General features: G+C 56.7%; 12 protein-coding genes and 2 pseudogenes. 6 read left to right on the top strand and 8 right to left on the bottom strand.

Going from position 1 to position 11,708, the window contains the following annotated elements:
- Positions 1-57: 57 nt before the first annotated feature.
- Complete coding sequence (locus AC6I6L_RS17600) at positions 58-1,449, bottom strand: ATP-binding protein (RefSeq protein ID WP_497919073.1); 1,392 nt, start codon at positions 1,447-1,449, stop codon at positions 58-60.
- A gap of 509 nt (positions 1,450-1,958) precedes the next feature.
- Entirely contained in the window at positions 1,959-2,852 is an 894-nt protein-coding gene (locus tag AC6I6L_RS17595; protein WP_497919205.1) for an SDR family NAD(P)-dependent oxidoreductase, read from the bottom strand.
- 488 nt (positions 2,853-3,340) lie between these two features.
- Here AC6I6L_RS17595 and AC6I6L_RS17590 point away from each other — a divergent pair, with 488 nt between their 5' ends.
- Positions 3,341-3,850: a hypothetical protein gene (locus tag AC6I6L_RS17590; protein WP_497919072.1), complete on the top strand. Its 510-nt coding sequence runs from the start codon at positions 3,341-3,343 to the stop codon at positions 3,848-3,850.
- On the opposite strand, the gene AC6I6L_RS17585 is transcribed toward AC6I6L_RS17590, so the two are convergent.
- From AC6I6L_RS17585 to AC6I6L_RS17570, 4 genes are all read right to left on the bottom strand, one after another.
- Entirely contained in the window at positions 3,844-4,062 is a 219-nt protein-coding gene (locus tag AC6I6L_RS17585; protein ID WP_497919071.1) for a PadR family transcriptional regulator, read from the bottom strand. The genes AC6I6L_RS17590 and AC6I6L_RS17585 overlap by 7 nt on opposite strands.
- A gap of 199 nt (positions 4,063-4,261) precedes the next feature.
- Positions 4,262-5,080 (bottom strand): ABC transporter permease, encoded by an 819-nt coding sequence (locus AC6I6L_RS17580; RefSeq protein WP_497919070.1) that lies wholly within the window; start codon positions 5,078-5,080, stop codon positions 4,262-4,264.
- Complete coding sequence (locus AC6I6L_RS17575) at positions 5,080-5,757, bottom strand: ABC transporter ATP-binding protein (RefSeq protein WP_497919069.1); 678 nt, start codon at positions 5,755-5,757, stop codon at positions 5,080-5,082. Before AC6I6L_RS17575 ends, AC6I6L_RS17580 begins: the two co-directional genes overlap by 1 nt.
- Positions 5,758-5,877: 120 nt before the next feature.
- Positions 5,878-7,389 (bottom strand): chromate transporter, encoded by a 1,512-nt coding sequence (locus AC6I6L_RS17570; protein WP_497919068.1) that lies wholly within the window; start codon positions 7,387-7,389, stop codon positions 5,878-5,880.
- Between the two features lie 137 nt (positions 7,390-7,526).
- On the opposite strand from AC6I6L_RS17570, the gene AC6I6L_RS17565 reads away from it, so the two are divergent.
- Entirely contained in the window at positions 7,527-7,895 is a 369-nt protein-coding gene (locus AC6I6L_RS17565; protein ID WP_497919067.1) for a winged helix-turn-helix transcriptional regulator, read from the top strand.
- A 967-nt stretch (positions 7,896-8,862) separates the two neighbouring features.
- Here AC6I6L_RS17565 and AC6I6L_RS17560 read toward each other — a convergent pair.
- Together AC6I6L_RS17560 and AC6I6L_RS17555 are read right to left on the bottom strand one after the other, a co-directional pair.
- Positions 8,863-9,291: a hypothetical protein gene (locus tag AC6I6L_RS17560; protein ID WP_497919066.1), complete on the bottom strand. Its 429-nt coding sequence runs from the start codon at positions 9,289-9,291 to the stop codon at positions 8,863-8,865.
- A gap of 28 nt (positions 9,292-9,319) precedes the next feature.
- Positions 9,320-9,730 carry a hypothetical protein gene (locus tag AC6I6L_RS17555; protein ID WP_497919204.1) on the bottom strand — a complete coding sequence of 137 codons (411 nt, stop codon included), beginning with the start codon at positions 9,728-9,730 and terminating at the stop codon, positions 9,320-9,322.
- A gap of 387 nt (positions 9,731-10,117) precedes the next feature.
- On the opposite strand from AC6I6L_RS17555, the pseudogene AC6I6L_RS17550 reads away from it, so the two are divergent.
- The 4 genes and pseudogenes from AC6I6L_RS17550 to AC6I6L_RS17535 all read left to right on the top strand — a co-directional run.
- Positions 10,118-10,579, top strand: a pseudogene (locus AC6I6L_RS17550) (GvpL/GvpF family gas vesicle protein); the annotation flags it as partial.
- Positions 10,580-10,586: 7 nt separating this feature from the next.
- Positions 10,587-10,861: pseudogene (locus AC6I6L_RS17545) on the top strand (DUF3006 domain-containing protein).
- Positions 10,862-10,901: 40 nt separating this feature from the next.
- On the top strand, positions 10,902-11,150 hold the full coding sequence (locus AC6I6L_RS17540; protein WP_004216260.1) for an antitoxin VapB family protein: 249 nt from the start codon (positions 10,902-10,904) through the stop codon (positions 11,148-11,150).
- A complete protein-coding gene (locus AC6I6L_RS17535; protein ID WP_497919065.1) occupies positions 11,147-11,548 on the top strand; it encodes a PIN domain-containing protein in 402 nt (133 codons plus the stop codon). The genes AC6I6L_RS17540 and AC6I6L_RS17535 overlap by 4 nt, the downstream gene beginning before the upstream one ends.
- The last annotated feature ends 160 nt before the right edge of the window (positions 11,549-11,708 follow it).

Genomic DNA, 11,708 nt, shown 5'->3' with positions numbered 1-11,708 from the left:
GACGATGTCTGAGCGAGTCTCGATCGACTCGAGGAGCTAGACCTTGCAACACAGGATTCACGTAGTCGAAAAAAGCGTCGTGAGGTCTTCGAGATCGAAGAGCGACCAGCTATCGCTGAGGTCACTTTCAAGTCCATCAACGAACCCGCTTTTCGAAAAGAGGGCGAACTGTTCGTCTCGATTTCCTGGTCCCCACCGAACGTTTTCAGCCTTCGTTCGAAGGCTTTCGACGAGTGTATGCCCAACAGGATCTGCGGTCCACTTGCACTCCGCAAGCAGGATGCGATCGTCCTCTGGAGCGAGACCGACGACATCGACCTCTTCTTTACCATACCACCATCGACCGACCTCCGAGTATGGCTCCATGATGCCGCGTCGGATCGCCTCCCAGATGGCTTCCTGACAGATATCCTCGAATGTAGTTGCGACGTGTGTGGGAAGATCAGGCTCGATCGTCCCACTGAATACGACCGCCGGCGCTTCTTCAATGCTCGAACGGTTTGGCTCGACGTATCGGAACCAGAATCGAAGGAACTCATCGGCAACACGATATCGGGAGCGTTTGGATTTCTGTCCGGAGGCGGTAACTGGCACGTCGCGATCGATGAGTCGTAGTTGCCGGAGTGTCTGGAGGTACTTCGATAGCGGGCCCGGATCGACTCCCGTTGCACCCGAAATCTCGTTTGGCGTCGTATGGCCTAACGCAATTGCCTCGAGGATGCTCATATACCGAGCGGGATTTCGCAACTCGGTCCGCAACAGGAACTCCGGTTCGTTGTAGAGGACAGCTGTCGGTGAAAGGATCTGTGACTGAATGTTTTCGGCGAGAGACTCGTCGTAGTCGAAGAGAGTGAGATACATCGGTGTGCCGCCCGTGATCGAATACGATCGAATCGCGTCTTCGAGACCGTACGAGATAACCTCGCGGGCCTGGTAGAACGAAAACGGTTGCAGATCGATCTGGCCTGTTCGACGACCATATAACGGACTTTTGTGACCGAGCACTTCGGACTCCATGGTGCTCACACTCGACCCACAGAGTACGAGCACGGAGTCTGTGTGTTGGAGCTGCTCGTCGACGAACGCCTGCATGTACGACGGCACCGAGTCGTTTTCTCCAACCAAATAGGGAAACTCATCGATGACGACGACACGTTGCTCCGATGCGAGCTTTTCACCGAGATACTCGAATGCGTCATCCCAGCCATCGATGCGCGGGACTCGGTCGCCAAACGTACTGGCAACCTGTTCAACGAACTTCTCACGCTGGCGGTGTTCGGCCTCCTGAGCTGCAAGGAAGTAGATATGTGGTCGATCGGTACAGAACGCTTTGAGGAGCTCTGTTTTCCCGACACGACGCCGTCCGTAGACGACATAGAACTCGTAGTCGGGAGAATCGAACGCAGCCTCCAATATATCGAGTTCGTCGTCCCGATCGTAAAAGGTCATACTCTATCTAATGATTAGCACGATAATGACTTGTACGTTTTGCCGCATCAATCGCCCAGACTAGTCGTCGTAATCTTTGTCGACGATCGACCCACACGCTTGACACCGTGTTTCTCGGTTCGCTACGACGAGTGTCCCACTGCACCCTAGGCACGATGTTGCCGACTGCGTTTTTGGCGTTACATCTCGAGCGAAGCGACTGCTGTATGTTCTTTTTGAAGCCTTCACTAACTTCGACGGGGTCACTATCGAATCGGCGAAACAAGGTCGGAAATGGCACCTCACTTTATAGGTTGAAGACTACTGATTCGGGATACTGCATCTGTATTCATCTGAATATCGCATACGGACGTGGGTTTATAACAATAGCCGCAGCGAACGACAGTGATGTCTTCGCGACCACTCGCAGACGCCGAATCGTCATTCAGGCACTGCTCGAGTACAGCCACGATCGCCACGAGATCGACCCTGACATCGCCCCCCGGTCCGCCTCCGCCACCTCGAGTCAATCACTCTGACGGAGCATTGATGTCCTCGCCGACCGCCGCAAGCGGTTCATCGATGTCGAGGAGGGTTGCACTTTGTTCCCAAAGACGGCGTGCAGCGTCGTCGTTCCGAGCCGCACGCGAAGGGGTTCTGGTCGACTGGTTCGCAAAATACTGGCCAGTGGCATCCGCGGCTTCGGATGAGAGAGCAACGTACAGCAGTTCTGCAGCGCCGTCGACAACCGATGTGATACCGGGAACCATATCGAGTGTCGAGATGAGCGCTGGAAGCGGTCGTGGCAGGAACCGGGCGAAGTTGCTTCCCGGAATGGCTCCTGGATGGAGGCTATTCGATCTGATCGAGTGGTCCGTAGCTTCGACCCGGTGCGCGAGTTCCCGGGAAAAGAGGATATTCGCGAGTTTCGAGTGGCTGTAAGCCCACATCGAGGAATATGACTCGAAAGTTTCGACACGATCCAGTTCCAGTGAGACACCGCGATGTGCTGCCGAAGATGTCGTTACGACGCAGGCATCGTCGGTGAGGTGGTCGAGCAGGGCCGTGGTCAACTGATACGGTGCGACGTGATTAATGTGAAACGTGTACTCGACACCCAGGTCCGTGAGTCGACCTGTCCGGAAATACCCGCCGGCGTTGTTGAACAGGTAATCGAGACTATCAGTTTCCGACCGAACTGTCCTGGCGAGTTCTCGAACGGCGTCGATATCTGTAAAGTCAGCCGGAATGAACGTCGCCTTGACACCGATCGTCTCCAGTTCGTTGACGACGGACTTACCAGCGTTCACATCTCGTCCGTGCACGATTACATTAGCGCCGAGTCGGCCAAGCGCAAGGGCAGCAGCACGCCCGATGCCACTCGTCGAACCTGTAATCAGCGCGGTTTGCCCGCGGCAGGTCATGTGGCTCACGCCTGCGAGTTCCTCCGGACGATTTCTCATACTTCGGTAACGAGTTCCGTTTACAAAACGACGCTCCCTTACGTTGTTATCCAGTGGCGATCGAGACTGCAAGCACTCTGGAGACGATCCGGGGACACCAGGGGCCGTTGTACTGGCCGACGAATTTCAGAGGGTGGGGTGAGACGATCGTGGGTCCCTGTTTTCTCTTCTGCCCACTAGCCGTCGGAAACCCCATTGGAGGTTCTTCGGACTGTCCCCTGGAGTCATGTCAGGAATGAAGTGGAATCTGGCAGTGCCGAAATCGATATCTAGACCGTTAGTATTCGTCGAACTGGCCATCGGGCTCGATAGCCACTCCGAATCGAGGATGCAACGGTCGTGACGGCACCGACACAGTAGTAGCGAGCGACAGACTCGAGACACACATTGGGTGTCCGCTACCGGATCGGATACGCATTTATGACAACGCCGGTAAACACCGGTACAGCATGTTCAGACGCGCTCGAGAGATCGGCCCGGCCGGGCTGGTCCCGCTGGCCTGGACGTTCGTGATGGCCGCCCACCTTGAGGTCGTCACCGAGCACACGCTCTTTATCGCCCACGTAGTGATGGGAACCCTGCTGATTGGCTTTGCGGCAACCGGTTACGCCGATATGCGCGATGGTGTCCTGCGGACGTGGTGGCTGATCATCGCCGTTGGGTCGGTCGCCACACTCTGTGGGGTCGTCGGGCTCTGGCTCGAGCCGGTGAATCCGACGCTCGCAGCCGCCGCCCTCTTCGGCTGGATGCTGTTGCCGGCGGCCGGTTTCGTCGAGACCGGGCGGCGGGTCAGCGAGGGAACCCTGATCTACGCAGCCGGTACTGTGGGCTGTCTGCTCGGTGCAGCGCTCTACGCTGCCGCCCTGATCTGGAACGTCCAGATGACCGCGCTCGTCGGACTCGCGCTCGTTGGCGTCGGTCAAACGGCCGGCATCTTCGACGCGGCAATTCGCTACTGAGTACGCGTTCGTTCCCGTTGGCCTCGTGTTTTTGTCGCTCCAACGCCTGGGCGGATACCGCGACCCTCGCGTCTCACTTCGTAATCGATCCTCATCCTTTGGTTCTCCTTGCTCTCGACGTGGTCGACGCTCTCGATCGCGAGTCCGTGAGGCTCATTGAGTCCAGCAGCCACGTACAGGAGATCACGCTGAAACCCGGTCAGGTCGTACATGGCCGATTCTATGGGAGGTCGTCAAGTAAATTTACGGAATTGTGACTGATGTGCTCTGTTGAAATCATTGATCTGTGACGTATTTTAGGAGTCTTGCCGAATAGACCGCGCGAATGCATCACGAACCGAGGACGATCAATCCAAGAGGCTGTACGCTCAGTACAGGAGAACGATGTCAAATGACGTCTGCGCCAGAGGTTCAGCTACTTGAGTCCGCCTCGACGTCGCGCAACTGTTCGGCGTCGGTGAAGGCGTACTTCCCGATCAACAGGCTGCTAGTCATACTCGTCAACCCGCCGGCGGCGAAAATCATTGCCATAATGACGAACTGATAAAGCGCCGCGTAGATCGGATTCTCGCCGGCGAGGATCATCCCAGCCATGATTCCTGGGATCCAGACCCAGCCCAGGCTCTTCAGCGAGTCAATCACCGGGATGAGAGACGCTTGGACTCCCGTCTCGACGTGCCGAGAGATCACGGCCGTCGGCGACGCTCCGAGCGCCAGTCCTGCTTCAATCTCCGCCCGGTTCGATGCGATTTCGCTCTTGAACCGGTCTAGTGCGAGCGAGTTGATCTGCATAGCGTTCGCGATTATCATACTTCCAACGGGGACGAGGTTCCGAACCGTCGCCTCGATCGCGCCGGCGAGCGTCATCGTGACAATCACAAGCCCCGACCCGAAGACGATCGCAAAGAACGAAACCCGGACGACACCTGGCAATCCCTCGCCGCGGTCCTTCGAGATCCATGTCGCTCCGAGCATCATACCCAGCAGGATGACGCCGCTCCAGACGAAGTTCACTGTCAGCAACACGCCGACGATCGATCCCATCGCGACGATCTGGACCAGCCCCCTGACGAGGGCAACGCCGAGTTCGCGCTCGAGCGTCAGCCCTCGAAGATGTGAGAGTCCAACTACGAGCGCGGCGAGGACGGCCGCGACGGCGACCTGTGCGAGCCCCGTGAGGAGAACTGGACCGGCGAATTGCTCGAGGAACTCCTCGAGTACGGCGTCCATCAAGCCAACACCTCTTCGGCCGGACCGACGCGGTCGACGTGGCCGTCCCGAAGAACCAGTACATGGTCACCGATTCGTCGCGCCTGATCCTCGTCGTGGGTAACCATTACGACGGTGAGATCGAGCTCACGGATGAGATCGACGAGAAGCGCCTCCACGCGCTCTTCTGCTTCTGAATCGAGGTGGGAGGTCGGCTCGTCGAGCAGGAGGACGTCGGGTTCGTTCAGCAGAGTACGAGCGATCGCGACGCGCTGTTTCTCGCCGCCCGAAAGCACCTCGACGTCGCGGTCCTCGTAGCCGGTGAGTCCAAGGCGCTCGAGCAATTCCGCGAGGTGCGTCTCGTCGATCGGCTCGTCTCGGAGGAGCGGGCCACGAGCGACGTTATCGAAGACGGATCCGGGGACGAGCGCGGGATCCTGTGGAACGAGTCCGACGCGTCGACGGAGGTCTCTCGGGGGCAGGTCCTGGTAATTCTCGCCATCGAGCAGGACCGTCCCCTCGGTAGGCTCGTCGAGGCGGTTGAGTAGTCTGAGGAACGACGATTTCCCCGCTCCTGACGGACCGACGACGACGAGGACGGTCGATTCGGGGATCGACACTGAGACCTCTTCGAGGAGACGGTCGCCGTCGACGACCCGTCCAAGATTTCGCGTCTGGAATTTTGGAGTCGGAGTCATTGTCGATACAGACTCTGGCTCGCTCGAGCGGGAAGTGGGGATCGGTCGGTTACACGCGCAGAGGGAGACCGATCGTGCGAGCGCAGACAGGCAACCGCATGAGTCCGGGGACACGCCCGATCATGCAAGCAACACGAGATGATAGAACAAACCGGCGGCCATCGCTATACCGAGTGTTCGGAGCATTCCCTGTTTGAACCGGAAGATCATTACGAACGAGCCAACAACGATCACCAGCGCGGCAACGTCGAGCGTCTCGAAGAAGGGGACGAGGAGGTCCATCCCGTACCCGTCGTATGTCCAATGATCCTCGAAGAGGACGTGGAGGCCGAACCAGACGGCGAGGTTAAGAATAATACCGACGACGGCGGCGGTGATCCCCGAAAGGGCTGCCGTCAGAGATTCTTTTCCGCGGAGGTACTCGATGTACGGCGCACCGAGGAAGATGAAGAGGAAACAGGGAACGAACGTCACCCAGGTGACGACGACCGAACCCAGGATACCGGCGACGAGCGGATCGAGCATTCCCGGATTTCTGTAGGCACCCATAAAGCCGACGAACTGGACGACCTGCACGAGCGGGCCGGGCGTCGTCTCAGCCATCCCCAGGCCGTCGATCATCTCGCCCGGCTGGAGCCAGCCGTAGGTTGCGACAGCCTCCTGAGCGATGTAGGCGAGTACGGCGTACGCGCCGCCAAAGGTGACGACCGCCACCTGGCTGAAGAAGATCCCTTCCTGAGTAAAGATGTGGCCGGCGCCCAGAACGAGGTAGAGACCCAATAGCGGGCCGAACCAGAGCGCCCCCCAGAGGGCGGTGACGCGAGCGGCCCGCCACGTTGACGGTCGTTCATGGTCTGCAACGAGCTCGTCCGAGATGACGGCCGCAGTTTCGCTCTCATCGCTTGCTATCTGTTCGCCTTGATCGTCAAGGATCGATTCATCCTCACTTTTGAACGTTTCAGCCTCCTTGTCTTCGTCACTCTCATCGACACCGTGACCCGTGATGACGGTAAATACTTCCGGTGCGTATCGATGGCCGAAGAAGCCGACGAGCCCCGCGGCGAGAATGATTATCGGAAACAAGATGTCGAAGACAAAGATACCGATGAATGCCCCCGCTGCGATGGCGACCATGGCCGCGTTTGCCAGCGCTCGAGAGCCAATTCTGATCAGGGCCTCGACGACGATTGCGAGGACGGCAGCCTGCAGACCGAAGAAGATCGCCTCGACGGTCGTCACCTCCCTGAACTCCGCGTAGAGGATGCTAAGTACGAGGATCGAGACGAATCCGGGGAGGATAAACAGCGTTCCAGCGACGATCCCGCCTTTCGTTTGGTGCAACAGCCAGCCGATGTACGTCGCGAGTTGTTGTGCCTCCGGTCCCGGTAGCAACATCGTGTAATTCATCGCGTGGAGGAAGCGACGTTCGCTAATCCAGCGCTTCTGTGAGACGAGCAGTTTGTGCATCACGCCGATCTGTCCGGCGGGACCGCCGAAGCTGTAGGCGGCGACCTGCACCCAGATCCAGAACGCCTCGCGGAACGAAACGTCGTGATCCGGACCCGAGACAGCGTCCTCGGTCGGAGGTATCGTGTCGGTCGATTCGTTCGAGCGAACCGAATCGTCTGTCATTGACAGGTAATCGGTTACGGACCGGATTATAGGTCCAGTCCCCCGTCCCACAGTCGGTTCGGCAGCCAACAGCCGCTTCGATCCGCCAAAGCGAAGGGTAGAAAACAGGTATACTCCCGGCCGCTCTTAGTCAGTTTATGGACTCTACTGGATGTGGTTGTGGCTGTGACGAGCCGGAAATCACCTACTACGAGCCGCTCATCGGTACGCTCGATCTCCTTGCCAACAAGTACGCTCTCGAGACGATCAGCGTCATCGACTCCCACGGCCCGATGCGTTTTGTGACACTCGAAGCGCACCTCCCGAAAGCAAGCAGTTCGACGCTCTCAAACAGGTTGCATGAACTCGTCGACGATGGACTGGCGACGAGAACGCAGTATAACGAGGTGCCCCAACGCGTCGAATACGAGCTGACCGACCGCGGTCACGAACTCCAGGCTGCCTTGGAACCGATGCTCAAGTGGGCGTCGGCCTACGAGATCCCAGCACAGTCCCACGAGAGTTGATCCAGTTGAGATATCGGCCCGGTCAATACGCAGTCGTACCTAACGGCTGTTTCAGCCGATCCAGACTGAATCGAACATAGTTGGCGTGCTGCATCCAACCTCTGTATCTTGCACGCACTTTCTACCAGTTTCTGAATGGGTTGTGCGAGGCGTGCGAGATACACAGCGCGAATGTCGTACGAGATCGGGTCCGGTTTGCGAAGGTGGTGATCGCTCAGTACAGGTAGTGTAGGAATCGGTCAGTACAGAGAAAGTGGTTAATGGAAACTCTCCTCCGTCCGTTATACGCTTGGGACTCGTGTACGTTAAGTCCTCCATCACCAACATCGGGTGCTCGAACTGGTTGGCGCCTCGACGGCCTGTTGAGACGTCATCCCCACGAAGTGAGGACAAGAATAATGTCACAGGTTTCGCTACACCTCCACGATTTCACGTCTTGCAGTTTCACTTATCTAGACAGTGTGGTCATAACCAATCCAAAGTAGACAGTTATCGCAGTCACTGCCTTTCATTCGGGCTGAATTCGGCACAATTTGGTATTTATCATTTGCGTAGTGATCGATCATCGGTGGCTAATACAAATTGTTCGTGCATACAATTGCGAGCTATCTTCTTTTGAGAAGGTAGAATCTGACCTTAGTGTGGCAACGAAACTGACTTTCGAGTGTCCTGTGTGCCATGACGAGCTCGAGTATGGCGAACAACTCGAGGAACACTTGCTCCGCAACCATCCTAAGGAAAAGTGAGCCAAGCTCGTCCCACTGAGGCGGTTGCCCTGGAATAAGACATCTCGAAGTGAGTTGGTCCTGCTTTGTGGTATACACAGACTTCTTAGCCGTCGCTACCACGCTCCGTTTCCGCTTCTCCACTCCATCTCCGTCTACATAAATATGCTTAGGCGAGAAAACGATATCGAGTTCCTCAGTAAAGAGGTTCGACGAACGTCAAAAACTACTCTTAATTTCTATCAAGCGTGGTCACTACCTCGATCGCGTTCTGTGATCTTGGCCTCTCCAACCTTCCCTACAGATATCCACTCATCTTCTTCAACATCGTGCTTGTATCTTCGGACTTGAGGACGTTCCCATTCACCGTCGACGTACATCGCGCTGATCTCGTATCGAGTCGTGTCTGTCTCATCTTCTTTTTTGATCTCGATTCGGAGGTGATCTTCAGGCACGTAGTCAACAGGTCCGGCTCTACCTTCAACTGAGGTACCGTTGAGGAGCACCACTCGAAGTTCGTCATGGACGTCGACTTCTGTTAGCTTATTCATCGGGTCCGTCATAAGCGTCTGAATAGGGTCTCTTGAGAGTATAAGCTTAGACGGTGCAATAGCATGGAACCACTCACATCCGGACCACAGGATGAGTGGTCTTGGTATGTCCGTGGACATCTATGATTCAGCGAGGGAACGAATCCGATCAATCGTAGACCTCGCCGAAGCGTTCGCGGGATCCGAACCACGTACCGAGTGTTACTCCGTAAATCGCATGTCCAACGTGAAATACGAGCACCTCATCGTCCTCCAGCTCCTGGTTGAGAATATACCGAAAGATGACACGATGGCCAAAGATCGATAACGCGAGGCCGTACACGAGTCCGGTAACGAGGCCTAATCGCTCTCGATCGAGACGTGTCCGGCGATCGAGGACGGCAAAGACCGGGCCAAAGATCACTCCGCCACCGGCGCCGTAGAGAAAGTGGAGAACTAACCCCTGAACGAGATACTGATCAGCTTCTCCGTCTCCGACAAATTGGGCCCAAAACTCGGCTGTCGGTGGAAGGGCGCGAAAAATCGGCCACCGATACAGCGTCATGACGGCTGTTGCGATGAGCCCCCCCTTTCAATCCTCGAACCAAAACTCGAGAGACGATCGAGGAGGTCGGGAGTAGCTGCTTCTTTTCTCGATCAGAAGCACGTCGTTTGGCATTATTTGTAGCTCTCACACGGTCTGGTTTTCCTGTAGGGCGGTTAACCGTAGTGCTGGTACTTTCACGGTATTCGGTCTTGCGAAGGCGAACCGAAGAAAGTCTTTATAAGCGAACTAGGAGAACGCCCCGTAGATTAACCCCAAGGTGATTCACGTCGGCTGTTACTTGAGAACCGCGAGATCACTTCAGCAGGGGTGTGTTTAGACGCGAAAATTCGAGGGTGCTGTCTTTCCGCAGTCGGTCGGTTCGATCAAGTGAAATAGTTGCTCGGCCTCGAGCCAGCCGGTGATTCGGTCGCGCAGCGACACGACGATGTCCTCCGGAAGATCATGGCATACGACGGCGGTCGGACGATCATCCCGATGCAGTTCGGAATGGTATTCAAAGGCGATCCAGAGCTGAGAAACGTCCTTCGCGGCGCACAGACGGCGTTCAGACGCGCCATGCAGGATATTGAAGGACGAATCGAACTCGGCCTAAAAGTCGTTCGCGAGGAGGACGCCGACATCGACCGGGGTACGATCACCACGACCGTCGCCGAGGAACTCGAACCGATCGGGGGATCGAAACGTACTGGACCGCCGTTCATGGCGACGTCGTACTCACGACTGACGGGAGCGATGTCGAGCTCGAGACGGAACACGAATTCTCGACAGATGCTGCGGATCTTCTTGAGGAGAAACCAGCAGACGATGACGACACACAGGCCTCGTTCACCCACTGGATTGACTCGCCTACAGCACTACTAGTCGGCTAATGACCGAAACCTACACCGCGACGATCATCGGATCGTCGAGGGACAGACAGCGGTGCTCTTGCTCGAAGAGGACGACGAGACCGTCGACCAACTCGACGTCGACGTAACGACGTTGCCACCAGGGGCTCAGCACGAAGAGGCAGTTCTCGAGATCGCTGTTGAAGCAAGCGAACTCTGCGAAGCCGAATACATTCCTGAAGTCACACAGTCTCGCAAGGAGTCTGCACAGGAGCGCCTCGATCGGTTGTCGATGAGATTGTCCGATCGAGACTGACCAAAGACCGAAATAGCGTCAACGCGAATGTCAACGCAAGATGGGAACGGCTGATGAGCAGATCCGTGTGAGTAATACGGTGAAACGCGAACTGGAGAAACGGAAGCGCGAAGGCGAGAGTTACAACGATGTCCTTGAGCGTGTGCTTGGCGAGAAGGTCGTGGGCGACTTCTACGACGGATTTGGTCGCTGGTCTGACGAGGAAGCACAGAGCGTCCGCGAGGCGCGCCAGAAAGCCAAAGAGAAGCGGAAAAAGCGGATGCGACGACGAGCCGAGAACAGCGCATGAAGGTCCTTGATGCGTCGTTTCTGATCGACTATTTGGATGGTCTTGGGGAGACCCGCGATTTCTATGAATCCGCAGGTGGTGCTGATGTCCGCTGGGTAATGCCTGTCCCAGCGTACGCAGAGGTCCTTGTTGGCGAAGGGAATCTCCCGAACGGCGATGTCGACGGTGCACGTGCAGACCTCTCTTGGGCCGAAGTCTACACTGTTGATGAGCGAACGGCGACAATGGCTGGCGAAATTGCAGACGAAATCGCGCCTGGAGGTCCCTACCTCGATGGGCCAGACGCGCTGATTGCAGCCGTAGGTCGCGAGCTGGACGCGCCTGTCGTCTCTGGAGACGGTGATCTCACTCACACAGAGACCAGAAAAGTCATTCAGGTCGAAGAGTACAAAAACTGACTCATCACTCTCTTTCAGACCACTTTCGTTTCTACCCACAGGAATTGAGTACGAAAGAACTGACAGGGCCGTTAGTAAGCTACCACGCCCTGAAGGGCGTGGCATTCAGCATGGACTCCCGTTCTAACCCGTAATCGGGGTAGGCGAATACTCGCCGTTC

It is taken from the genome of Halosolutus sp. DAT137 (assembly GCF_059736405.1).
Note: the sequence above shows the minus strand (reverse complement) of the source record. Positions and strands in the feature narration are given on the sequence as shown.